Source organism: Methylobacterium sp. C25 (assembly GCF_021352225.1).
Classification (GTDB): domain Bacteria; phylum Pseudomonadota; class Alphaproteobacteria; order Rhizobiales; family Beijerinckiaceae; genus Methylobacterium.
The window spans coordinates 408,320-430,600 of sequence record NZ_JAAUVI010000001.1 but is presented as its reverse complement, the minus strand read 5'-3'; the positions used below and the strand labels follow the sequence as shown (position 1 = coordinate 430,600).

At 66.5% G+C, this 22,281-nt stretch carries 21 protein-coding genes and 1 pseudogene; 14 read left to right on the top strand and 8 right to left on the bottom strand.

The genetic code is table 11. From position 1 onward, the window contains the following. Window positions 1–10 precede the first annotated feature (10 nt). The 3 genes from HCU64_RS02025 to HCU64_RS02015 all read right to left on the bottom strand — a co-directional run bounded on the left by HCU64_RS02025 (window position 11) and on the right by HCU64_RS02015 (window position 2,985). A complete protein-coding gene (locus tag HCU64_RS02025; RefSeq protein WP_233382118.1) occupies window positions 11–1,225 on the bottom strand; it encodes an MFS transporter in 1,215 nt (404 codons plus the stop codon). Between the two features lie 140 nt (window positions 1,226–1,365). After that, window positions 1,366–2,364 (bottom strand): GNAT family N-acetyltransferase, encoded by a 999-nt coding sequence (locus HCU64_RS02020; RefSeq protein WP_233382117.1) that lies wholly within the window; start codon window positions 2,362–2,364, stop codon window positions 1,366–1,368. 237 nt (window positions 2,365–2,601) lie between these two features. Continuing rightward, complete coding sequence (locus HCU64_RS02015; RefSeq protein WP_233382116.1) at window positions 2,602–2,985, bottom strand: DUF2267 domain-containing protein; 384 nt, start codon at window positions 2,983–2,985, stop codon at window positions 2,602–2,604. Window positions 2,986–3,130: 145 nt separating this feature from the next. Here HCU64_RS02015 and HCU64_RS02010 point away from each other — a divergent pair, with 145 nt between their 5' ends. From HCU64_RS02010 to HCU64_RS01965, 10 genes and pseudogenes are all read left to right on the top strand, one after another. Continuing rightward, on the top strand, window positions 3,131–4,672 hold the full coding sequence (locus HCU64_RS02010) for a helicase HerA-like domain-containing protein (RefSeq protein WP_233382115.1): 1,542 nt from the start codon (window positions 3,131–3,133) through the stop codon (window positions 4,670–4,672). A 384-nt stretch (window positions 4,673–5,056) separates the two neighbouring features. Continuing rightward, a complete protein-coding gene (locus HCU64_RS02005) occupies window positions 5,057–6,625 on the top strand; it encodes a TadE/TadG family type IV pilus assembly protein (protein ID WP_267922102.1) in 1,569 nt (522 codons plus the stop codon). Between the two features lie 22 nt (window positions 6,626–6,647). Then, window positions 6,648–7,217, top strand: a complete 570-nt coding sequence (locus tag HCU64_RS02000; protein WP_233382113.1) for a TadE/TadG family type IV pilus assembly protein — start codon at window positions 6,648–6,650, stop codon at window positions 7,215–7,217. Then, complete coding sequence (locus HCU64_RS01995; protein WP_233382112.1) at window positions 7,214–7,786, top strand: TadE/TadG family type IV pilus assembly protein; 573 nt, start codon at window positions 7,214–7,216, stop codon at window positions 7,784–7,786. The genes HCU64_RS02000 and HCU64_RS01995 overlap by 4 nt, the downstream gene beginning before the upstream one ends. Before the next feature lie 182 nt (window positions 7,787–7,968). Then, window positions 7,969–8,277 (top strand): annotated as a pseudogene (gene rplU, locus HCU64_RS01990) (50S ribosomal protein L21); the annotation flags it as partial. A gap of 125 nt (window positions 8,278–8,402) precedes the next feature. Next, window positions 8,403–8,669: a 50S ribosomal protein L27 gene (gene rpmA / locus HCU64_RS01985; RefSeq protein WP_233382111.1), complete on the top strand. Its 267-nt coding sequence runs from the start codon at window positions 8,403–8,405 to the stop codon at window positions 8,667–8,669. 175 nt (window positions 8,670–8,844) lie between these two features. Further along, a complete protein-coding gene (locus HCU64_RS01980) occupies window positions 8,845–9,426 on the top strand; it encodes a GNAT family N-acetyltransferase (protein WP_233382110.1) in 582 nt (193 codons plus the stop codon). Beyond that, window positions 9,416–9,910, top strand: coding sequence for a hypothetical protein (locus HCU64_RS01975; protein WP_233382109.1), 495 nt, complete (start codon window positions 9,416–9,418; stop codon window positions 9,908–9,910). The genes HCU64_RS01980 and HCU64_RS01975 overlap by 11 nt, the downstream gene beginning before the upstream one ends. Window positions 9,911–9,925: 15 nt before the next feature. Then, window positions 9,926–10,960, top strand: coding sequence for a GTPase ObgE (obgE, locus tag HCU64_RS01970; protein WP_233382108.1), 1,035 nt, complete (start codon window positions 9,926–9,928; stop codon window positions 10,958–10,960). Between the two features lie 159 nt (window positions 10,961–11,119). Next, on the top strand, window positions 11,120–13,261 hold the full coding sequence (locus tag HCU64_RS01965; RefSeq protein WP_233382107.1) for a M48 family metallopeptidase: 2,142 nt from the start codon (window positions 11,120–11,122) through the stop codon (window positions 13,259–13,261). A gap of 135 nt (window positions 13,262–13,396) precedes the next feature. Here the strand turns inward: HCU64_RS01965 and HCU64_RS01960 are convergent, their stop codons facing one another. The 3 genes from HCU64_RS01960 to HCU64_RS01950 form a co-directional block, all read right to left on the bottom strand. Further along, window positions 13,397–14,164, bottom strand: coding sequence for a Bax inhibitor-1/YccA family protein (locus HCU64_RS01960; protein ID WP_233382106.1), 768 nt, complete (start codon window positions 14,162–14,164; stop codon window positions 13,397–13,399). A gap of 258 nt (window positions 14,165–14,422) precedes the next feature. Next, window positions 14,423–17,002 carry an ABC transporter permease gene (locus tag HCU64_RS01955; protein ID WP_233382105.1) on the bottom strand — a complete coding sequence of 860 codons (2,580 nt, stop codon included), beginning with the start codon at window positions 17,000–17,002 and terminating at the stop codon, window positions 14,423–14,425. A 105-nt stretch (window positions 17,003–17,107) separates the two neighbouring features. Next, entirely contained in the window at window positions 17,108–17,791 is a 684-nt protein-coding gene (locus HCU64_RS01950; RefSeq protein ID WP_233382104.1) for an ABC transporter ATP-binding protein, read from the bottom strand. A 183-nt stretch (window positions 17,792–17,974) separates the two neighbouring features. Between HCU64_RS01950 and HCU64_RS01945 the strand changes: the two genes are divergently transcribed. Then, on the top strand, window positions 17,975–18,601 hold the full coding sequence (locus tag HCU64_RS01945) for an arylesterase (protein WP_233382878.1): 627 nt from the start codon (window positions 17,975–17,977) through the stop codon (window positions 18,599–18,601). Continuing rightward, entirely contained in the window at window positions 18,602–19,153 is a 552-nt protein-coding gene (gene thpR, locus HCU64_RS01940) for an RNA 2',3'-cyclic phosphodiesterase (protein ID WP_233382103.1), read from the top strand. 24 nt (window positions 19,154–19,177) lie between these two features. Here the strand turns inward: thpR and HCU64_RS01935 are convergent, their stop codons facing one another. Next, a complete protein-coding gene (locus HCU64_RS01935; RefSeq protein WP_233382102.1) occupies window positions 19,178–19,549 on the bottom strand; it encodes a hypothetical protein in 372 nt (123 codons plus the stop codon). A 146-nt stretch (window positions 19,550–19,695) separates the two neighbouring features. Further along, a complete protein-coding gene (gene hisS, locus HCU64_RS01930; RefSeq protein WP_233382101.1) occupies window positions 19,696–21,204 on the bottom strand; it encodes a histidine--tRNA ligase in 1,509 nt (502 codons plus the stop codon). A gap of 324 nt (window positions 21,205–21,528) precedes the next feature. Between hisS and HCU64_RS01925 the strand changes: the two genes are divergently transcribed. Together HCU64_RS01925 and HCU64_RS01920 are read left to right on the top strand one after the other, a co-directional pair. Further along, window positions 21,529–21,840 (top strand): hypothetical protein, encoded by a 312-nt coding sequence (locus HCU64_RS01925; RefSeq protein WP_233382100.1) that lies wholly within the window; start codon window positions 21,529–21,531, stop codon window positions 21,838–21,840. Further along, a complete protein-coding gene (locus HCU64_RS01920) occupies window positions 21,837–22,259 on the top strand; it encodes a hypothetical protein (RefSeq protein WP_183508650.1) in 423 nt (140 codons plus the stop codon). Before HCU64_RS01925 ends, HCU64_RS01920 begins: the two co-directional genes overlap by 4 nt. Window positions 22,260–22,281 lie beyond the last annotated feature (22 nt).

The following is a 22,281-nucleotide window of genomic DNA, read 5'->3' as shown; positions in this document are numbered from 1 at the left end:
CTTCTCCCAGTCAACGGAGTAGCCGCTCCTCGTGTTCCGGCGATCCCGCGCGATGGGCTGCAGGAACGCCTTTCAGGATAACGAGCACGACGATGGCCGCATAGGCTACGAACATCGCCGCCAGCGTCCAGGCGAATCCCTGCGGGACTATGAGGTCCATGCCCCCACCGATCATCGCTGGGCCGAGCATCAATCCGACGCCATAGAGGGCGATGAAGGCCGCGTTGGCACCCGCGAGATCGGGGCCGCGCACGCTCGCGCCGAGATGGGCGAGGCCCACCGTGTAGAGCGTGCCCGCCACACCGCCCCAGACGAAGAGCAGGACTGATAGCATCGTGAGTGAGCCACTCGCCGCAGGCATCAGAGCCGCGCCGAGCGCTCCGGCCACCGCGCTCGCCAATAGCACGAGCCCCCGATCGGTCCGGTCTGCGAGCCATCCGATGGGGATCTGGAACAGCACATTGCCGAGGGCGACCACGCTGACGAGGCCGGCCGCCGTCTGGGCGTCGAAGCCGAGCCGCAACCCGTAGAGCGGCAGGATCGCGAACCCGCCCGTCTCGACGGCCCCGTAGAGCAGCGCGGCGAAAGTCGCGATCGGCGCCACCCGGAGGTAGCTGAAGAAATTCAGGCTCTGGCCTTCGTGCGGGATGCTCGGCGACACGCCTCGCGCCAGTGCGATCGGAATGGCGGCCAGGACAAAGAGTCCGGCTCCGGCCAGATAGGGGGCGAACCCGTCGGTCCCGAGGATCACGAGTAGCCCAGGTCCCACCGCGAAGCCGATGGCCAGCACGGTGGCGTAGATGCCCATGACCAGCCCACGACGCTCGGGCGGCGCAGCCTGGGTGATCCAGAACTCCGACAACACGAACAGCGCGCCGAGCGTCACCGAGAAGAGGAAGCGCAGCGGGAACCACCAGGCGAGGTCGTAGAAGACCCGGAACCCGACGAGCAGCACCGCCCCGAGCCCGATCGAGAGCAGGAGCAGCCGCAGGACGCCGACACGTGCGGCGAGCCTCGGCACGAACGGCACCGTGATGATGCTCGCGAAGCCGCCGACCGCCGTGTTGAGGCCGATCAGGAAGCTCGATGCCCCCATCCGCTCCATCTCGAGCGAGAGCAATGGGATCGAGAGGCTGAGACCGATGCCGACCACCGCGACGCAAGTGATCGCCGCGGCGATCGCCGTGAGGCGGTCGCGATGGGCGGACGAGGTAGGGGCGGGCATCGACACGGGAGGGCTGAGGGGCGCGGCGGACGCGGATGAGCAGAGCCGTCACATCGGCACGAATGTACCGGCTGTCGAGGCCTCGATCGGTGCTTGCAACCCTCACCCGAGCAGCAAGCGTAACGGGGATTAGAAGCGGCTCAGGCGGCGTGCCGGTCCGCCTCGGCGCCGAAATGGCCGATATAGCGAGCAGCGATGGCCTCCACCGGCAGCACCACGAAGACGTCGGTGGTGCCGAACTGATGGTCGATCACCGCGCCGTCGCCGAAGGTCGCGCCGATGCGCAGGTAGCCCTTCATCAGCGGTGGCAGGCTTTGCAATGCGAGCTTCGGGTTCACCGCCTCGGGCGCGAGACGGTCCATCGCCACGAAGCGGTCGGACAGAGCCTTCGCCCGCCACGCCTCGGGGGCGCGGGCATGCTGATGCAAGAAGCTCAGCTGCAGGGCGAGCCGGTCCGGGTTGGTGCCCTCGAGGCTGGCACACCCGAGCATCGCGTCGATGCGATGATGCAGCACGTAGGTCCAGATGCCGTGCCACAGCAGTTCCACGGTGCGCTTGTTACGGTACGGCTTCAGCACGCAGGAGCGGCCGAGCTCGAGGAATCGCTTGCCGGGATGACGGTCCAGCAGCGGCCCGATGTCGAATTCGCCAGCGGTATAGAAGCCCGCGCCGCCATCGACCCGGTCACCGCGCAGCAGCCGGTAGGTACCAACGACCTTCGGGCGCGGCTTACGGAAGGGTTTGGCCTTCACCGCAGCGTGGTCGATGACGAGGATGTGGTCGCAGAGCGTGTCGTAGACGTCGATGTCGCGGCGCTTGAGCATCGCCATGGCGGAGGGGATCGCCGACATCTCCTCGTAGAAGACCTTGTAGCGCAGGCGCTGGGCGCGGCGGATTTCGGACTTCTTGGTCGCAAGCCGCACTTCGAGATTGCCTATGCGGCCCAGCGTCGGCCCGAGGCCGGGTTCCGGCTTTGGCATACGGGGCTTCAGCAGGATCGGCGCGTTGCCCGGCATTGCGATCCCCGGAATGCCGCCCTCGAAGGTCTGCTTGAAGCGGGCGAAGGGGGCTTGGACGTGCGTTTCCCAACCCGTCTTCCACGCCGCCGAGGCATCACGCCCGGAGAAATTCGGCACCATGTCCCTGCCCGCCCCACCAGGCCATGCGGCCTTGTTGCGCGCACATCAGCACGAAGGGCGCACGCTTTTATGACATTGGAAGACGAGATGGGACAGTGGCTTAGGATCGTGCCGGCCCCGCAAGATCGTAAGCGCAGCGCTGTGTGACAATCGTAGCCGCCGAACGAAACCGACTAAGGATTTGGTGATTGGCTCGAAGACCCTCCCCCGCAAAGGGGGAGGGTTAAGGGCTGGGCCTCACACGAACTGGCTGATGCCGGGGATCGCGCCGATGATGCGGCCCATCGTGTCCTCGCCGGCCTTCTCGCGGCCATAGGCGAAGAGCTCCTGCCCGAGCGGTTGCATCTGGCCCATCGAGACGCCGGCCGACATCAGCTTCTGGCCGAGCGCCATGACGCCGCCACCCAGGCCGCCGAGCATGCCCATCAGGCCACCACCGCCGTCTTCAGCGTTCGACTCGGCGATCGCCGCCTCGGCACCGGGCAGCTTCGCGAGGAGCTGCGCCACGTCCTCGGGCGGACCCTCCTTCTGCAGGAAGGCGAGGATGTGCCCGATCGCGGTTTTCGCCGTCTCGGCATCGACGCCCGTGCGGTTGGTGATGCGGGCGATCAGCTCTTCCATGGGGTGTCCTCTCCTCGGTTCGGACGTCCTTCCGACGGGTGGGTGCCGAAATCAAGGGTCCGGGAGCCGGTGCGCCCCTGCCGCCGCCTGGAAAACCGTCGTGCTTCCGGCCTAGAGTGCGCGCATTGCGAGAGGAAGACACGGCATGGCGGGCGACGGCACGATCCTGGTCGGCAAAAGCACGGGCAAGAACCCGAAACCGGAGGTGCTGGCACTGAAGCTCGCCAACCGGCACGGCCTCGTCGCCGGCGCGACGGGCACGGGCAAGACCGTGACCCTGCAGGTGATGGCCGAGGGGTTCTCCAATGCGGGCGTCCCGGTCTTTGCCGCCGACATCAAGGGCGACCTCTCGGGCATCGCGGCTGCGGGTGAGTCGAAGCCGGCTTTCGTCAAGCGCGCCCAGGAACTCGGGATCACCTACGAGCCCGATCGGTTTCCGGTGACGTTCTGGGACATCTTCGGTGAGCAGGGACACCCGATCCGCTGCACCGTCACCGAGATGGGCCCTTTGCTGCTTGGCCGGCTGCTGGAGCTCAACGACACGCAGGAGGGCGTGCTCAACATCGCCTTCCGTGTCGCCGACGAGAACCAGTGGCCGCTGATCGACCTCAAGGATCTGCGCGCGGTCCTCACTTTCCTCTCGGAGAACGCGAAGGAACTCGGTGCGAAGTACGGCAATGTCGCCGCGGCTTCGATCGGTGCGATCCAGCGCGGGCTGCTGGTTCTGGAGACGCAGGGCGCCGACAAGTTCCTGGGTGAGCCGGCGCTCGACCTGCACGACTTCCTCCGCACCGACCGCGACGGCCGCGGCATGGTCAATATCCTCGCCGCCGACAAGCTGATGCAGAAGCCGCGGCTCTACGCCTCGTTCCTGCTCTGGATGCTCTCCGAATTATTCGAGCAGCTTCCCGAAGTCGGCGATCTCGATAAGCCGAAGCTTGTCTTCTTCTTCGACGAGGCGCACCTGCTCTTCGATGGCGCGCCGAAGGCGCTGCTCGACGCGATCGAGCAGGTGGTGCGCCTGATCCGTTCAAAGGGTGTCGGCGTCTATTGCGTGACGCAGAACCCGCTCGACGTGCCGGAGACCGTGCTCGGCCAGCTCGGCAATCGCGTCCAGCATGCCCTGCGGGCCTTCACGCCGCGTGACCAGAAGGCCGTGCGCGCCGCCGCCGAAACATTCCGGCAGAATCCGGATTTCGACGTCTCGAAAGCGATCACCGAACTCGCCGTCGGCGAAGCGCTGGTCTCGTTCCTCGAAGAGAAGGGCACGCCATCGCTGGTGGAACGCGCCCTCATCGCCCCGCCACAGGGCCGGGTCGGGCCGCTGACACCGGCCGAGCGGGCCGAACTGATTGCGAAGAGCTCCATCAAGGGCAAGTACGACGAGCCTGTCGATGCCGAGAGCGCTTACGAGATCCTCGCCAAGCGCAAGAACCTCGATGCCGACACCGCCGAAGCCGCCAACCAATCCGAGGGCGGTCTCGGTGGTTTGTTGAACAGCATCGGCAGCATGTTTGGCGGTGGTGGATCGGCCCAGCCGCCGGCCGCGAAGGGCAGAGGGCGCGCCAAGCCCAGCCTCACCGAGCAGGTGATCAGTAACGCAGCCCGCTCGATGGCCCGCAGCGTCGGCACCCAGATCGGCCATGCCATCCTGCGCAATGTTCTCGGTGGCCTGACGAAGCGCTGAGACGGCTCCTGCCCAGCCGGTCGCGGGCCGGTCTTCGCGATCAGGGGGGCGCTTCACTCATTTCTGGGCGAGCAGCAAGGCGATGACGAGCGACGTGTGATTGCCGGGTCCATGGCTCGTTTACCACGACGGCTGGATCTTCGGGGCCAGCCTTTGTCACTGCGGCCGTGCGCTCCGGCGCTCTGGCCCGCGATGCCGCCGTGTTCCAGGAGGCAAGTGCCTGCCGCGATGTTCAAAAGCCAATTGCCGAATACATCGACATTACTCCTGATTAATAATGTCGCCAGACTGGTAAGTGGTCGTTAATCATCTTGTTTGGCTTGTAATCTTTGTGTCGATAATTGGCGCAACTTTATTTTAATCGGCGCGAGGCAACAGTCGAGCATGCGTGCTCTTCTCGCCCTCTCTCTGATCGATGTGATCGGCCGCCTTCGACGACATGAAGGCGGCAACGTTGCGGCGATCTTCGCGGTCACATCCGTGCCGATGGTCATGATGGCCGGCGTGACGATCGATTACGGCGCCAACTCCGCGGTTAAACAGCAACTGCAGAACGCCGTCGATGCGACGACGCTCTCGCTCGCCAAGCTGCCGCTGACGCTCAGTCAGAGTGACCTCGAGAGCAGGGCGATCACGCAGATCGCGGCCGCTATGGCGAAGTCGCAGATCGCCGGATTGAAGATCGATGCTCAGCGGTCCGACGGCAATTACACGGTGACCGCGACGGGCACGACGCCGACGACGCTCACCAGACTGGCCGGGTTCAGCAGCCTGCCCTTGAAGGTGATCGGCACGACGAAGCGCGGCTCGGGAAACCTCGAGATCGCGATGGTGCTCGACAATACGGGGTCGATGGACGGCGCGAAGATCACGAACTTGAAGGCCGCTGCGACCAAGATGGTCGGCGACCTCTTCGACCAGGTCGATCCCGCCAAGCCGAACTCGTTGAAGATCGCCGTCGTGCCGTTCTCCCAGACCGTGAACGTCGGCGCGTCGAACGTTACGGCAGGCTGGCTCGATACGAAGGGCCTCGCCTCCTATCACTCCCAGATCTTCAACGCGAAAGGCAATCGCCTCGCGCTGTTCGCCACGCTGGGGCAGCCGTGGGCGGGCTGTGTCGAGGGCAGGATCATGCCCTACGACGTGCAGGACACGGCCGCGTCGCAGACGGCACCCGATACGCTCTTCGTTCCCTATTTCGCACCGGACGAGTCGGACAACGACGGCGATGCGATCAACAATTACCTCCAGGATTATGCGACGTCCGCGGAGAACAAGATCGCCAATAACAACGGTGTGAAAGACCGCGACAGACAGGGGCTGCTGGCGAAGTACGCCTTGCCGGTCTGGAAGACGGCGACCTCGAACTTGCAGGCGCCGAACTATGCGAAGGGCCCGAACTACCAGTGTTCGATGCAGCCCATCACGCCCCTGACGACGACGAAGTCGACCATCACCACCGCGATCGCGAACATGAACGCGACTGGCGAGACGAACATTCCGATCGGTTTGGCGTGGGGCTGGCACAACCTGTCGCCCAACGGGCCAATGGTGAAGGGTGCGCCGTATAGCGATCAGAATACGCGTAAGTTCATCATCCTCATGACGGACGGCGACAATACCAATTTTCGATACTCGTCTGACAATGGGTCTAAGTATTCTGGCATCAGCTACATCTGGACCAAGCGCATCGGAAATCTGAATGAATATTCGAGTGATGCGGCGCGCACCAAAGCGATGGATGCTCGGATGAGTATTCTCTGCGATAATATCAAGAGTGCGGGCGTCCAGATCTTCACGATCAGGGTCGAAGTAAAGTCGGGCACGAGCACGCTCCTACAGTCGTGCGCCAGCAATCCAGGCATGTTCTTCGACGTGGCCGACTCGGCCAATCTCACTGCAGCGTTCCAGCAGATCGGTGCGCAGATCAGTGAATTGCGGCTCTCGCGGTAAGGCGCGCGCTATGGTCGATGCGATGAGATACCTCACCAGATCGTCGGGACGCAGGCTTGCCGCCCTGTTGCGGCATACCGGGGGGGCGAGCGCCGTCGAGTTCGCACTCGTGGCGTTGCCCTTCTTCATGGTGCTCACGGCGGTGTTCGAGGCAGGGCTGGTGACCCTGGCGCAGCAGGGCCTCGATAACGGGCTCGACCGCGCCGCCCGGACGCTCTTCACGGGCACGTTCCAGACGAATTCCGACGGCACCCCTGCCGCGAACCGGTTCAGAGCCGAGATGTGCCCGGCAGTCGTCTACATCGACTGCTCGCAGATCAAGGTCGAGGTGACTACGGGCTCGACCTTCGCAAGCAGTTCGCCGACGAGCCCCTACAATTCCAGCACCCGCACGGCGAACAGCTCCTTCGGATCGAAGTTCCAGTGCCCGTCCGCCAACAATATCGTCACGGTCCGCGCCGTCGCGACCGTGCCGCGGTACTTCAAGTTCCTGACGCTGAACGGATTGCAGCTCGCGGCAGGCGGTCAGATGGTGGTCTCGACGCTGGTCTTCCGCGCCGAGCCCTACCCGAGCGGGTCGTGTGGATCATGAAGCGTCTTAGCGATTTCCGGCGTGAGGAAGGCGGCATTGCTGCCCTCGAATTCGCGCTCATCCTCCCGGTCATGATCACGCTGTTGTTCGGGCTGATCGAATTCCCGAGAGCTTACGGCGTCAGCCAGGGCTTGAGCCGCGCGGCGAGAACCATGGCCGACCTGATCTCGCGTGGCAGCCTGAGCGATTTGACGGACGTTTATGCGGCCGGAAATTCCGTCACGTACCCGTATGATACATCGGCGGCCGGCATCGTCCTCACCGTCGTCGGCGTCTACGCAAAATCCGCGTCGGATCCGACTCTCGAAGCGCGAGTGTGTTCGAGTGATGCGCGCAACGCCACGAAGCGCGTTGCGAACAGCGTCATCGGTCCGCCTGTTCCATCGGAGGCGGTGGCAGGCAACCGCTACGTAATGGCCGAAGTGACTTTTACTTACACGCCGGTCGTCAACCTCTTCCCGATGCTCAAGGGCCTCGGCTTGAGCAAGACGGTCACCTGGCCGACGCGCGGGACCGGCGCCAACACCAATGCACAGATCGTCTTGGGGAGTGGGAGCCCCTGTCCTTAGACGGTGGCGCGTTCATTGACTTCCGCCTGCTGACCGACTATCGGCCTCCACAACGCGCGGCTTCCTCGACGAAGTTCGCGCGTTTCGCGTTCGCGCCGATCACGGCGCGGATGACCTGAACAAGAAGACGGCCCATGCGCCTCGCGGTGCGGGAGGCCGGCAGAGAACACGAGAGACCAACGATGTTCGCAGTCATCAAGACGGGCGGCAAGCAGTACCGCGTTGCCGCCGACGACGTCATTTCCGTTGCCACGATCGAGGGTGAGGCCGGCTCGGCCGTGACCTTCGGCGAGGTCCTGCTGTTCACGGACGGCGATGCCGTGCAGGTTGGCGCCCCGATGCTCGAGGGCATCACCGTCACCGGCGAGATCGTCGATCACGGCCGCACCAAGAAGGTCATCGCCTTCAAGAAGCGCCGCCGCCAGAACTCGCGCCGCAAGCGCGGTCACCGTCAGCACTTCACCACCGTGCGGATCACCGAGATCAGCGCCGGCGGCAAGTCCTCGCAGTCGGCGCCGAAGAAGGCGAAGGCTGCGAAGGCCGAGACCCCTGCGGTCGCCTCCGCCGAAGCCTGATCCGTCCGCCCGCAGCAACCTAGAGATTTTGGAGTAGCCCTATGGCTCATAAAAAGGCAGGCGGCTCGTCCCGCAACGGCCGCGATTCCGACGGCCAGCGACTTGGCGTCAAGAAGTTCGGCTCCGAGGCCGTGATCGCCGGCAACATCATCGTGCGCCAGCGCGGCACGAAGTGGCATCCCGGCACCAATGTCGGAATGGGCAAGGACCACACCCTGTTCGCCCTCGTCGACGGCCGCGTGGCCTTCCAGACGAAACGCGGCCGCGCCTTCGTGGCCGTGGTACCGGTACAGGAAGCCGCAGAGTAACGGCGAACGCCTCTCGACAGCGCGTTCCGCCGGTGCACCACACCGAACCGGCGGACCGGCGCAGCACGCGAGACGCGACAGCGCAGATCGGAACACCGGGGAGGATGGGCACCATCCTCCCCTTCGTCATTCCAGGGGTCGTGCTCCATCAGGAGGCGCCCGAGGAGCGGACGCGATGTTCCCCGATCTGACACGAGACGACGTCTTTCGCATCGAGACCAGACGGCTCTGGCTCCGCTGGCCGCGGGCCCGCGACGCCGAGGCGATCGTACGGCTTGCCGGTGAGCGGGTCGTCGCCGAGATGACCTCGCAGATCCCGCATCCGATCGATCCGCTCGGAACCGATGCTTTCGTCATCGATGCGCGGCGAGGCAACGCTGAGGGAGAGGGGCTGGTCATGGCGCTGTCGCTTCGCTCGGCTCCTGCTGCTCTGATCGGCGTGGTTTCGATCGGTCCCCATCCGGCACGTCCGGGTGCGCATCTCGGCTACTGGCTCGGCATGCCTCACTGGGGCAAGGGCCTGATGAGCGAGGCGGCCGCGACGATGGTCGATGCCTATTTCGCCTATGCGGGCGGCGAGGTGCTGAGTTCGTCGGCGATGATCTCCAATGGCGCCTCGCGTCGCGTGCTGGAGAAATGCGGCTTCGTGCGTCAAGGATCGGAGCGCCACGCATTTCCGGCCCGTGGCGGCGAACGCGAGGTCGACGTCTTCCGGCTCACGCGTGCCGAGTGGTCGGCGGAGCGAGGTGACGGGTGATCGCATGAACCGGGTTGTGCTGACGATGATCGGAACGGCGGCCCTGGCGGCCGTGATCGCGACGACGATCGCGTTGCGCCCTCGTTCTGACGGGCCAAGTTCGGAATCTGCCAAGCCGGGGGCGCAGTCCAAAGCCGCAGTGCCGACACTGTATTGCGAATTCACGAACTTCGCCGACCGTACGCCTCTGGTCGGCTTCTACTTCACCATCGAGCAGGATCGACCGAAGCCGGTCTATGCTCAGGTCTTCCAGCGCGAGCAGGACGGCACGAGCGACGATTTCGGCGGCCCGGCGGCGCCGCGCCCCGAATGGTCGTTCGACGGCGCGGACAAACCTGCCGTGCTGCACTCGCCGGACGACGCCATGCAGATCAACCTCTATGATTACAATCCGGATAAGCCCGGCTCGAACTGGTTCGAAGCGGGACTGCGCAGCGTGCGCTACCGGAACCTGGGCGGCAAATGCCGCCACAGCTCAGCCTGAAACGAGACCCGACCCGTGAAATTCCTCGACGAAGCCAAGGTTTATGTCCGCTCCGGTGACGGCGGCCGCGGCTGCGTCTCGTTCCGCCGCGAGAAGTTCATCGAGTTCGGCGGCCCGAATGGAGGCGATGGCGGCCGGGGTGGCGATGTCTGGGTCGAATGCGTGCAGGGCCTGAACACCCTGATCGACTACCGCTACCAGCAGCACTTCAAGGCCAAGAAGGGCGAGCACGGCATGGGCTCGAACTGTCACGGGGCCAAGGGTGACGACGTGCTACTCAAGGTTCCCGAGGGCACTCAGATCATCTCAGAGGATGGCGAGACGCTGATCGCCGACCTTACCGAAGTCGGCCAGAAGGTGCGACTCGCCAAGGGCGGCAATGGCGGCTTCGGAAACGCCTATTTCACGACCTCGACCAACCGCGCGCCAAAACACGCCAATCCGGGCCTCGAAGGCCAGGAAATGTGGATCTGGCTGCGCCTGAAGCTCATCGCCGATGCTGGCCTCGTCGGCCTGCCTAATGCCGGCAAGTCGACCTTCCTGGCGAGCGTGACGGCAGCCAAGCCCAAGATCGCCGACTATCCCTTTACCACCCTCCATCCCGGCCTGGGCGTCGTGCGCTCGGACCAGCGCGAATTCGTGCTTGCCGACATCCCCGGCCTGATCGAGGGCGCGCATGAGGGCATCGGCCTCGGCGACAAGTTTTTGGCGCATGTCGAGCGCTGCCGCGTGCTCCTGCACCTCGTCGAGGGCACCTCTGAGCATGCCGGCAAGGCCTACAAGATGGTCCGGGGCGAGATCGAAGCCTATGGTCACGGCCTCGCCGACAAGCCGGAGATCGTCGCGCTCTCGAAAGCCGACGCCCTCGATCCCGAGACGCTCAAGAAGCAAAGGGACCGGCTGAAGCGGGCGGCCAAGCGCACGCCTCTGGTTCTGTCCTCGGTATCGGGCCAGGGCGTGCAGGAAGCCCTGCGGGCGATCCAGGCCGCGATCGGGACGGATGTCGCGGAGCAGGAAGAGGCTTCGCCAGCCCCTGCCTGGCAACCCTGAACGGACAGCCGCTCAGTTCGCTCCTTCCAACGTGATCGCCGACGCGATTGACTTTGCCAAGCGCCCCGGACAACGGGCGATGAAGCTTGGATCGCGGCCGGGATTGGCCGGCATCGCACGTGTGGCCGGTCGGGCCAGCGGATCGCGGATGGAGGTGGGATGCTACCCAATGCCGGAGCGAGCCGTCGTCGCCGCGGATTGCCGCCTGCGCTCGGCCTCATCACCTGGGTCATTCTCCTGCCGCTCTGCCTCATGGGGCTGGGGCTCTGTCAGTTGCAGCGCGGCACCGAGACCGCATCCGAATACGCGCAACTGAAGGCCAGACTGCCCAACGTCATCGAGCGCGCGAGGCAGGCCGCGGCGCCCAAGCCGGGCCAGAGGCCCGATTTCGTCGATGCGCCGATGCTCAGAGCCCGGTTCGATCTCAAGCGTTTCGAAGACGCCTTGCCCGCGGTGAACCGGGATGCAGGCTTGGCGCGGGCGAGGCCGCCGGCGGCCTGGGCGGTCATTCTCGGTGCGGGTCTGGCTCTGGTCGCAGGGCTCATTGGCCTCATGTTGAGCTTCGTCGCGGGGATCGCCGCCCGGCGATCGCGCGACTGGCTGGTGCGGGGCTTTGCCGTCATCCGGGGACTGCTGCCTTTCCTGCTTGGATTCCAGCTGCTTGGGCTCGCCGTCTGCGCCCTCGCGGCGACCGCGTTCGAGGCGTCCGGCCTGTGGTTTACGGATCATCTCTCCGGCAATGCCATCAAGCTCGCCGGCGCCGGCATCGTCCTGGCCGCGGTCGCCGCCTATGGTGCACTGCTCGCGGTTCGTGGCCTCCGGCAGGTCTTTGCGCTTCAGTCACCCGATCCGATCGACGTGAACGGGCGGCTGGTCACCGAGGCGGATGCGCCGGGCCTCTGGCGTTTCGTTCGCGAGTTGGCGCGCCGGCAAGACAGCCTCGTCCCGGACGTCATTGCCGTGGGGCTGACCGAGGGCTTCTTCGTGACCGAGGCGCCCGTGCGCCTCCTGCCGGAAGACAGCGTGCTCGAAGGCCGCACCCTTTACCTGCCGGCGCCGTTTTTCGGATTGCTGGACGGACGGGAATTCGCGGCCATCATCGGGCACGAGCTCGCGCATTTCTCCGGCCAGGACACGGTCTACAGCCGGCGTTTCGCGCCAATCTATCGAGGCCTGCGTCGCGCCTTGATGGCCCTGCAGCGCGACGAGACCAACACCTTCGTGCTGCTTCCGGCAATCCGCCTCGGCTTCCACGCCGTGGAGACCTTCGATGCCGCCGTGGGCCGTTGGAGCCAGCTGCGCGAGCTGGAGGCCGACAAGCGCGGCGCGACCGTGGCGGGCGCCGACGCCGCGGCGAGCGCGCTGCTACGCACGAGCGTGGTCGCCCCGGTCATCGGCGCCGGGCTCCAGCAAGCCTTCGAAGGTGCGGCGCGGGCCCAGCCCGACATTGTTGCCGAAATCGGGCGTCTCGCCGATGCGCGTGGCTTCGGTGAGGCGAGGGCCCATCTCGATGACCGGCAACCGCACCCGACCGACAGCCATCCGCCGGACCGGATGCGCATCGAGGCGCTCGGCGTCACCGTCGACGGCTCCCTGTTGGCTCATGCCTCCCGCAGACCCGGGCAGGCTGAGCGAGACCTGCCGGTCTCGTTCTTCTCCGACTGGCCCGGCCTGTGCCGGCAGCTCAGCGGCGCGTTCCTTGCAGATGCCGAGCGTCATCACGCGGCCGAGACGGCGTTTCTCCAGGACGCCGCTTCTGCGGTCTCGATGGAGGCGACGCAACTGCACGAGAACGGCCGCGTCATGGCGTGGACCATGGGCGTGTTGGTGGTGATCATGGCAGCCTTCGGGGCCTGCATCGTGCTGTTCGCCCGGCAGATCGGGATCGGCTACGATCCGAGGGCGCAACAGATCATCCTGTCCGTCCTCGCGGCCATCATCGCGCTCGCGACATTGTACGGCTGGTGGATGCTGCGCCGAAGCGCCTCGCCATTCCTGATCCTGACGCCGGATGGCTTCGCGTCGCCCTACCTGCGTGACTCGGTCGTCTGGACCGATGTCGAGGCCTATCGCGTGACGGCCGGGCGCAGCCTTACGCTGGCTCTCAAGCTCGTCGACGAGGCGCCGCTACCCCGGGCGGCAGCCCGATTCCGGGCGCGCCTCGACCGGCGCAAGCGCATTCTCAGCCTCAACACGATGGGTGCGCGGGGCCTCAAGGCGCAGGCCTATGCCGACCTGATCGGCCGCTACATCGACGCGGCCCGCGCCCGCACTGCGCTGGCGGAGAAGAGCGGCAGGTAAGGCACAGCGGCGCCCGTCACGCGGGGCTGCGCCCGACGTAATCCGGAGCCGATGTTACTGGTGGACTGCCCCCACAAACGAAGAAGGCCCCGGCATCGCTGCCGGGGCCTCTTTTCGTTCGGTACCCTGTCGGGCTTAGCGGCGGTCGCCGAGCAGCTGGAGCAGGAACTGGAACATGTTGATGAAGTCGAGGTACAGCGTCAGCGCGCCGTTGATCGACATCTTGGCGGCCGCTTCACCGTCAAAGCCACTGTAGAGATACATCTCCTTCAGCTTCTGGGTGTCGTAGGCGGTCAAGCCCGCGAAGATCAGCACGCCCAGCACCGAGATGGCGAACTGCAGGGCCGACGAGGCCAGGAACAGGTTCACCAGCGAGGCGATGATGATGCCGATCAGGCCCATGATCAGGAACGAGCCCATGCCCGACAGGCTACGCTTCGTCGTGTAGCCATACAGGCTCAGCGCGCCGAAGGTCGCCGCGGTGATGAAGAAAACCCGCACGACACTGGCGCCCGTGAACACGAGCATCAGGGTCGACATCGAGGCGCCCATCACCGCCGCGAAGGCCCAGAACATCGTCCGCGCCGAAGCGGCCGACATGCGGTCCATCCGGAACGAGAAGACGAAAATGAAGGCCAGCGGCGCGAACATCAGCACCCATTTGAAGGGGCTGGTGTACAAGAACTGGCCGAACGGGGTCAGCGCGAGCTTGCCGGTCGCGGTCGTCGCCGTTGCAGCCATGTTGAGGCCGAGGGCGACGAGACCGGAGATCCCGAGGCCGACGACCATGTTGTTGTAGACGCCGAGCATGAAGGAGCGCAGGCCCTGGTCGACTTCGACCTGGGGAGCCGCATAACCCTGAGGCTGGGCAGTCTGACGGAACGGACTGTTTTCGAATGCCATGAAAGTTTCCCTTGGAAGCTCTCTTAGCGTGGGTTGAGTAGGCTCACGCGATACCTTCGGCTCCGCGGACGGCGCCTCATGCCGAAATATGTTCGGTCGGCGCGTCATAAACAAGAGCCCGCCGAGCTTGCATGTGCGAAATCCAATTACGGTCCAGATCGCCGTTTCATCCCGAAAATCAACATTAAAACTTCGTATGCTGTAGGCTTGAACAAGTTGTCGACGCGCCTTCAGTCGCTTCTGCCGATCGGCCGCCCATCAGAACTGGCGTAAATACGGGGCCGGCTTCTGGCCGAGAATCCGCCAGGTACCTCCAAGGCCGATCAGGATGGCAAGCACCACGGCACTTGCCGCTGCGATCGAGGCGCTGCCGAGATCGAGCGCAAAATCGAGTCGCATCACCTTGGTGACGATCGCCCAGGCGGCCAAGGTGCCGGCGAGGAGCCCGAACACGGCGGCCGCGAGGCCGAGCGCCCCGTATTCCAGCCCATAGGCCAGCATCAGCCGCTGCCGGGTCGCGCCGAGCACCTTCAACACCACGGCATCGTAGAGACGCGCCCGATGTCCTGCCGCGACCGCGCCAGCCAGGACGAAGAGGCTCGCCAGCACCGCGACCGCGCTCGCGCCGCGGATGGCAAGGGTGAGCTTTCGGACGAGATTATCGATGGTCTCGAGCGCGTCCTTCACGCGCACGCTCGTCACCGAAGGGAAGGCTTTGGCGACGTCGCGCAGAATCGTCGCCTCCGCGGCCGGGTCGGCGCCGTTCTGCAGGGTCAGCGTCGCGAGGTCCGAATGTGGTGCGCCGCGGAAGGTGCCCGGCGAGAACACCATCACGAAGTTGATCCCGAGCGAACGCCAATCGACCTTGCGGAAATTCGTGATGGTCGTGGTCAGCGTCCGGCCGAGTACGTTGACCGTCACCGTGCTTCCGATGTGCAGGCCGAGCGCCTTGCCCATGTCGGCCTCGAAGGAGAGCTTCGGCGTCTGGCCTTCTTCCTGGCTCCACCATTGCCCCTCGACGATCCGAGCGCCCTCGGGAGGGTGCTCGGCGGTGGTGATGCCGCGGTCGCCGTCGAGGACCCAGGAGGCATCCTCCGGCGGCTTGATCTTCTCGACAGGGACGCCGTCGAGCGCGGTGATCCGGCCGCGAAGCATCAGTACGCGCTCGATTTTTGCGCCCGGCGCCTTGCCGCCGAGGAAGGTGGTGAAGGCGTCGGAATCCCGCGAGGGGATGTCGAGGAAGAACAGGTTCGGCGCCTTCCCGGGCAGCGTGCTCGTGAGCGCGCGGGTTATGTTCGCGTCGATGACGCCGAGCGTCACGAGAAGCGTCACGCCGAGCCCGAGCGACAGCGTGAAGGCCGGAGTCAGCGCGCCGGGGCGGTGGAGGTTCGCCAGCGCCATGCGCGGGCCGGCCGCGGCCGGATGCGGCAGACGGCGGGCCGCGGCCATCAGGCCGATCGCCACGATCCGCAGCAGGCCGAAGGCCAGCGCTGCCGCCACCATGAAGTACAAGGCCACGCGCCGGTCAAAGGCCGTCGCCAGGGCGAGCCCGGCGAGCGCCAGCAGCGTCAGGGCGAGGATCGCCTTGTAGCGCAGCCGCGTCCGCTGGGCCGACGGATCGACCGTGTCGCGAAACAGCCCCGAGACCGGGATGTCGTGGGCGCGCCCCAAGGGCAGGATGGCGAAGGCCAATGCCGTCAGCAGACCGTAGGCGGCGGCGAGCGCGAGTTCGCCCGGCGCGAGCGTCGGCTCGAGCGGCAGCGGGAGCTGCTCGTGGAACACCGCATCGACCAGGAAGGGCAGGGCTGCGCCGATGCTCAGCCCGATCGCGATGCTGAAGGCGGCGATCAGCGACACCTGCAACAGGTACAGCGCCACCACCTGCGAGCCCGGCGCGCCGACGCTCTTCAGTGTCGCGATCGAGCCGCGCTTGCGCTCGACGAAGGCGCTGACGGCATTCGCCACGCCGACGCCGCCGACGATCAACGCGGTCAGTCCGACCAGCGTCAGGAACTGCGTGAAGCGCTCGACGCTCTTGGCGAAGCGCGGATCGGCGTTGAGGCGCGAGCGGGTTTCCCAGCCGGCATCCGGCAGGGCCTTGCCGATGGCGTGGCTCGCGGCCTCCAGCTGCGCATCGGTCGCATCCGGGAGCTGGACCCGGTAGCTCCACTTGTTGAGGCTGCCGAGTTCGCCGAGCCCGGTGGCACGCAGGGCTTCCATCGAGACGATCAGGCGGGGGCCGAAGCCGATCCCGGCGGAGATGGTGTCGGGCTCGCTGACGAGCGTGGCCCGGATCGTGATCGGCTTGCCGGCGATGGTGATCCGGTCGCCGACCTTGAGGCCGAGGCGGGTCAGCAGGGCCGGATCGGCGACGGCGCCGAAGGTGCCGTCCCGCGTCGCCAGCAGATCCGCCGCCGGAGCCTGCGGATCGGTGAGGAGGCTGCCGACGGCCGGGTAGTTCCCGTCGACGGCCTTCATCTCGACGAGGGCAGCGCTGCCGTCGCCAGCCACGGCCATGGCGCGCAGGGTGGCCACGGTGGCGACGCGACCGTGCTGGGCGAGGATCCCGGTCTCGGTCGGCGTCGCCTCCCGGTTGATCAGGCTGTAGACGAGGTCGCCACCGAGGATGCGCCGTCCCTCACGACCGAGCCCGTCGCTGAGCGAGCTCGAGACCGAGGTCACCCCGGCGATCGCCGCAACGCCGATGGCAATGCAGGCGATGAAGACCGTGAAGCCGCGCAGGCCGCCGCGCAATTCGCGCAAGGCGAGCCGCAGCGTCAGCGGCAGGCCGAAGGTTTTGCGCTGCCCGGGCAGGGAAGGTGGGAGTGTGCCGTGCATGGGCTCAGCGCTCCCCCGATCGAGACGGAGCGATCCCTGGAACCCTCCGTCGAGGCTTCGTTTCGCTTCGCAGCTCAGGATGAGGGGGATTGGTGAGAGCAAGGCTCACGCCGTCACCGGCTCCTCGACGCGGCCTGCGCGCAGCCGCACGGTTCGGTCGCAGCGCTCTGCGAGGCCTGGATCATGGGTGACCAGCACCAGGGTCGCGCCGCGCTCGCGCTTCAGCCCGAACAGCAGGTCGACGATGCCGCGGCCGGTCGCCTCGTCGAGGTTGCCGGTGGGCTCGTCGGCGACGAGGATCGCCGGATTCGGCGCCAGCGCGCGCGCCACGGCGACGCGCTGCTGCTCGCCGCCGGAGAGCTGGGCCGGGTAGTGGTTCAGACGATGCCCGAGCCCGACGGCCTCGAGTTCGGCTGCGGCGCGAGCCTGGGCGTCCGGCGCGTCGGCGAGTTCGAGCGGAAGCGCCACGTTCTCGAGCGCCGTCATGGTCGGCACGAGATGGAAAGCCTGGAAGACGATCCCGATGTTGCGGCCGCGGAAGCGCGCCAGCGCATCCTCGTCGAGGCCGCCGAGATCCGTGCCGGCGACAGTGATCCGCCCGGAATCCGGCCTTTCCAGTCCGGCCATCACCATGAGCAGGGTCGACTTGCCCGAACCCGATGGACCGACGAGGCCGACGGCTTCGCCCCTGTTCACCTCGAGGGAAATGCCGCGCAGCACGTGGACGCGGGAGGGGCCGCGACCGAGGCTCAGATCGATCTCGGAGAGGGAGACGGCCTTGTCGCTCACGGCCGGGAGACCGATCTGTGCGCGGATGGGGAAGACGTCATCGGCGAAAGGACCGGTCCAGTGCAGGTTGAATCGGGAATCGTCGCGCGCCTTGTGTCACGCATCGGATTCGCGGGCGAGGCCCCCCGGCCCCACGGAAACCGGCATGTGGGGTGGCGTCGCGCTCGGCGCATGGCCACGCTGATGCTCCTCTTTGCCGCAGTCACGCTCATTGCTCCCATGCATTCCGCAAGCGCCGCAAAACCGCTCAAGCTCGTCGCCTTCGGGGACAGCCTCACGGCCGGCTACATGCTGCCGGCGAACGCGGCCTTTCCGGCGGTCCTGGAAAAAGAGCTGAAGGCGAAGGGTCACGACGTCGCGATCAGCAATGCCGGCGTCTCGGGCGATACCTCGACCGGCGGGCTCGACCGGCTCGACTGGTCGGTGCCGGACGGGACAGACGGCGTCATTCTCGAACTCGGCGCCAACGACATGCTGCGCGGGACCGACCCGGCCGTGACCCGTCAGGCGCTCGACACGATCATCTCGCGGCTCAAGGCACGCGGCATTCCGGTGCTGCTTGCTGGCATGAAGGCCTCGACCAATCTCGGGCCGGACTTCATCGCCAAGTTCGACGCGATCTATCCCGATCTCGCCAAGCAATACGGGCTGGTGCTCTACCCATTCTTCCTGACGGGCATCGCCGGCGATCCCGCCTTCAACCTCGCCGACCGGCTGCATCCCAATCCGAAGGGCGTGCAGAGGATCGTCGAGGAGATCCTTCCCTCGGTGGAGACCTTCCTCGGGCGACTTCAGGCCGGCGGCAACTGAATGCCGCGCCTGTTCACCGGATTGGAGATCCCGGCCGAGATCGCGCAGCATCTCGGTGCGTATGGCGGTGGCCTGCCCGGTGCGCGCTGGGTCGAGGACGGGGACCTGCACATCACGCTGCGCTTCCTCGGTGACGTCGACATCGCCACGGCGAACGAGGTGCATGCGATGCTCGAAGACGCGCGACCGCGAGCGCCGATCGAGATCGTGCTCGACGAACTCGCGGTCTTCGGCGGCGACAAGCCGCGCGCCCTCTATGCATCCGTCGCGACCAATCCCGAGCTCAACGACTTGCATGCGGAGCACGAGCGCATCGCCCGCCATGCCGGTCTGGAGCCCGAACCGCGGAAGTTCACGCCGCACGTGACGCTGGCCCGGCTCGGCCGTGGCATGGGGGCCGAGGCGGTCGCGCATTACATTGTGCAAACGGGGATTTTCGCGCGGATCGGTTTCACAGCGAGGCGGGCGGCGCTGTTCTCGGCAAGGGCTTCACGCGGCGGCGGGCCATATGTGGTGGAAACGGCTTACCCCTTCGTGTTGGGTGAAGAGTAAGCTGCTCGCACTGCCGAGGAAGGTTCAGCGGCAATAGCGCAGAGGTCGGCCGAACGGGTCGTCGCGGCCCGGGCCGGGCGGGTTGCCGTAATAGCTCGGCTTTCCCAGGCCGAAGGCCGAGCCGACATAACTCGGATCGTCGAGGGCATCGGTCGGTACGGGAACGCGCCAGGGCGTGCAGCCGAGGATGCGATGCCGTACGGGCACCGGTGCGAGCGTCGAAGCATCGGCCTCGCCATCGCCGCGCGGGAAATAGCGGGGACCCGGGGCGACCAGCGGCTCGTCGATGATCTCGGGGTAGTCGGCAGCGAAGACGGTCGCGCTGAAGCCGAGCGAGGCGCCGAGACACAGCAGCGCCAGCGCCCGATACGCTGCCTCCCACCGTTCCCGTTCCATCGTCATCTCCCGCAATGCGTGAGAGGACTGTCGGAGTGTATGGTAAACGAGGGCTTAAGCGGCGGCGTCTGCGGTCAAATGGCCGCCGTCATTCCAGAACCGCTGGGCGGAACTCGGAATGACTAGACGGGGCTGATGGGCGCGCTTCAGCCGTAGTGACGCGCCAGCACTTCACGCACGCGCTCGACCATCTCGGCAACCGGCACCGAGAACTGGGCGGGCCGCGCGGCCTTCCACTCGGCGTTGCTGGCGATGTTGGCCGCAGCCTTGGCGCCTTCGATCAGGTCCTTGATCTGGATCTCGCCGGCTTCGCGCTCGTTCGAGCCCTGGATCAGGGCGACGGGCGAACGTCGACGGTCGGCGTATTTCATCTGGGCCTTCATGCCGGACGAGCCGAGATAGAGCTCGGCCCGGATGCCAGCCTGGCGCAGGGCTGCGACATGGGCCTGGTACTCGGCGATGTTTTCACGGTCGAGCACGAGCACGACGACGGGGCCGGGCTTCGCCGCGCCCTGGAGCAGGGGGCTGTTCGTGAGCTGCAGTGCCGAAAACAGCCGCGAGACGCCGATCGAGAATCCGGTGGCCGGCACCGGCTCGGAGCGGAAGCGACCGACGAGGCCGTCATAGCGGCCACCGCCCGCGACCGAGCCGAAGCGCACCGTCTGGCCGTCCTCGTTCTGGACGGGGAAGGTCAGCTCGGCCTCGTAGACCGGGCCGGTATAGTATTCGAGGCCGCGCACCACGGACGGATCGGCCCGGACGCGGTCATGGCCGTAACCGGCCGCCGTGCAGAGCCGCATGATGGCGTGCAACTCGGCAATGCCTTCGCGGCCGGTCTCGGATTCGCCGACGACGTCGTGCCAGGTGCCGAACAGCTTCTCCCAGAAGGCCATGCGGTCGCTGCCCTGGTGCGGCGCGGCTTCGAAGGAGACGTAGGCGAGGATGCGATCGATCGCGTCGGCCGAGAGCCCCGCGCCCTTCGTGAAGTCGCCGCTCTCGTCCTTGCGTCCGGCGCCGAGCAGGAGGCGCACGCCGTCGGCGCCCAGCCGATCGAGCTTGTCGATGGCGCGCAGTACGGTCAGGCGCTGGCCGGCCTTGTCTTCGCCCGCGAGCCCGCAGGCCTCCATGACGCCGTCGAGCACTTTCCGGTTGTTGACCTTCACCACGTATTGGCCGGCGAGGCCGAGCCGGTCGAGGGTGTCGGCCATCAGCATGCAGACCTCGGCATCCGCTGCCACGCTACCGGCGCCGACGATGTCGGCATCGAACTGCATGAACTGGCGGAAGCGGCCCGGACCCGGCTTCTCGTTGCGGAAGACGTAGCCGTTCCGGTAGCTGCGATAGGGCTTCGGGATCGCGTCGAAGTGTTCGGCGACGTGACGGGCGAGCGGCGCGGTCAGGTCGTAGCGCAGCGAGAGCCACTGCTCGTCGTCGTCCTGGAACGAAAAGACGCCCTCGTTCGGCCGGTCGAGATCGGGCAGGAACTTTCCGAGCGCCTCGGTGTACTCGATGAACGGCGTCTCAAGCGCCTCGAACCCGTAGAGCTCGAAGGCCTGCTTGATCGTCTCCAGCATCCGTCCCTGCGCGGCGAGGTCGCTCTCGCTGCGGTCGAGGAAGCCGCGGGGCAGCCGCGCCTTGGGTTTGTCGCCCGTCATGGGGATGTCGATCGTTCTGGAGCCCAGGGAATGGTCCCCGGCTCTATCGCAGGCCCTAGTCCGGCGGCAAGCAGAGGGCGCGCACCCGTCACCGCCGCATGGCGAAGATCATCAAGCCGGAATAGGCGAGGGCGGCCGCCATGAGCGACAGGGGCGCGAATCCGAGCGGCAGCATCTCCATGCGCCTGCTTGAACCGCGACGGCGGCCCGGGTCGATCAGGCGTTCGGTCGCTGCGTCATCGCTTCCGGTGGTGTATGGTTAAGCCGTGTTTAACCATGGCGGCCGATCCTGCCCGCTTCCGGACACAGCAGCGAGGGCGCCGCGTGCGAAGCCTCCTCCCCGTCCTACTCGCCGGCGCGGTCCTTGCCGCGTCGCCGGCTTCCGCCGAGGAGCCGCTGTTCCTGCGCATCCGCCCGAACGACGATGCGGCCGTGGCGGCGCGGGCAAGGGCCTTGCGGGCGTCGGTGTGGGCGCGTAGCGACCGTCGGGCACGCATCGCCATCGCTTCGGTCTGCACCGGATGCATGAAGCCGCTCGCTCCCGTCCCTCCGGACGGCGTTCGAGGCTTGGCATCCGATGTCTCCGCCACCGGAGCGATCCCAGACCCGTCCACCGTCCCAGCAGGTGATCCATGAGCCAGGCCCATCCGACGACCGGCGCCGAACCCGACAAGGAATGCCCCGTCTCGATGGAGCTGCTGGGGGAGGTCTATCGCGCCGACGACTACGACCTGCCGTACATCCTCGAGGAGATCCCGCCGCTGACGCGGGCGCGGCTCGCGGGCTACCTCTACAGCAAGAGCCACATGCACCAGCTCGGGCTCAAGGTGGCGCGCGCCTGCGAGCGCGACGACCTGATCCGCGCCGTTGGCGAGATCGGCTCGGTGATCCACGGCCAGGCCTCGCTGAAGCCGGCTCCGGTCGTCGAAGACCCCAAGGCCGCGGCCCCCGCGCCGAAGAAGGTCAGCCTCGGCGGCGCCCAGGCGAAGCCCCCGGCCAAGAAGATCAGCCTCGGCGGATCCCAGGCCAAGGGTCGCAATTTCGACTTCGATTGAGCCTGCCGGCGCTCGATCCGGG

Excerpts from the sequence above, each read along its gene's own strand:
- HCU64_RS02025 (WP_233382118.1), bottom strand. The coding sequence starts at position 1,225 with ATGCCCGCCCCTACCTCGTCCGCCCATCGCGACCGCCTCACGGCGATC.
- HCU64_RS02020 (WP_233382117.1), bottom strand. The coding sequence starts at position 2,364 with ATGGTGCCGAATTTCTCCGGGCGTGATGCCTCGGCGGCGTGGAAGACG.
- HCU64_RS02015 (WP_233382116.1), bottom strand. The coding sequence starts at position 2,985 with ATGGAAGAGCTGATCGCCCGCATCACCAACCGCACGGGCGTCGATGCC.
- HCU64_RS02010 (WP_233382115.1), top strand. The coding sequence starts at position 3,131 with ATGGCGGGCGACGGCACGATCCTGGTCGGCAAAAGCACGGGCAAGAAC.
- HCU64_RS02005 (WP_267922102.1), top strand. The coding sequence starts at position 5,057 with ATGCGTGCTCTTCTCGCCCTCTCTCTGATCGATGTGATCGGCCGCCTT.
- HCU64_RS02000 (WP_233382113.1), top strand. The coding sequence starts at position 6,648 with ATGAGATACCTCACCAGATCGTCGGGACGCAGGCTTGCCGCCCTGTTG.
- HCU64_RS01995 (WP_233382112.1), top strand. The coding sequence starts at position 7,214 with ATGAAGCGTCTTAGCGATTTCCGGCGTGAGGAAGGCGGCATTGCTGCC.
- rpmA (WP_233382111.1), top strand. The coding sequence starts at position 8,403 with ATGGCTCATAAAAAGGCAGGCGGCTCGTCCCGCAACGGCCGCGATTCC.
- HCU64_RS01980 (WP_233382110.1), top strand. The coding sequence starts at position 8,845 with ATGTTCCCCGATCTGACACGAGACGACGTCTTTCGCATCGAGACCAGA.
- HCU64_RS01965 (WP_233382107.1), top strand. The coding sequence starts at position 11,120 with ATGCTACCCAATGCCGGAGCGAGCCGTCGTCGCCGCGGATTGCCGCCT.
- HCU64_RS01960 (WP_233382106.1), bottom strand. The coding sequence starts at position 14,164 with ATGGCATTCGAAAACAGTCCGTTCCGTCAGACTGCCCAGCCTCAGGGT.
- HCU64_RS01955 (WP_233382105.1), bottom strand. The coding sequence starts at position 17,002 with ATGCACGGCACACTCCCACCTTCCCTGCCCGGGCAGCGCAAAACCTTC.
- HCU64_RS01945 (WP_233382878.1), top strand. The coding sequence starts at position 17,975 with ATGCTCCTCTTTGCCGCAGTCACGCTCATTGCTCCCATGCATTCCGCA.
- thpR (WP_233382103.1), top strand. The coding sequence starts at position 18,602 with ATGCCGCGCCTGTTCACCGGATTGGAGATCCCGGCCGAGATCGCGCAG.
- HCU64_RS01935 (WP_233382102.1), bottom strand. The coding sequence starts at position 19,549 with ATGGAACGGGAACGGTGGGAGGCAGCGTATCGGGCGCTGGCGCTGCTG.
- hisS (WP_233382101.1), bottom strand. The coding sequence starts at position 21,204 with ATGACGGGCGACAAACCCAAGGCGCGGCTGCCCCGCGGCTTCCTCGAC.
- HCU64_RS01920 (WP_183508650.1), top strand. The coding sequence starts at position 21,837 with ATGAGCCAGGCCCATCCGACGACCGGCGCCGAACCCGACAAGGAATGC.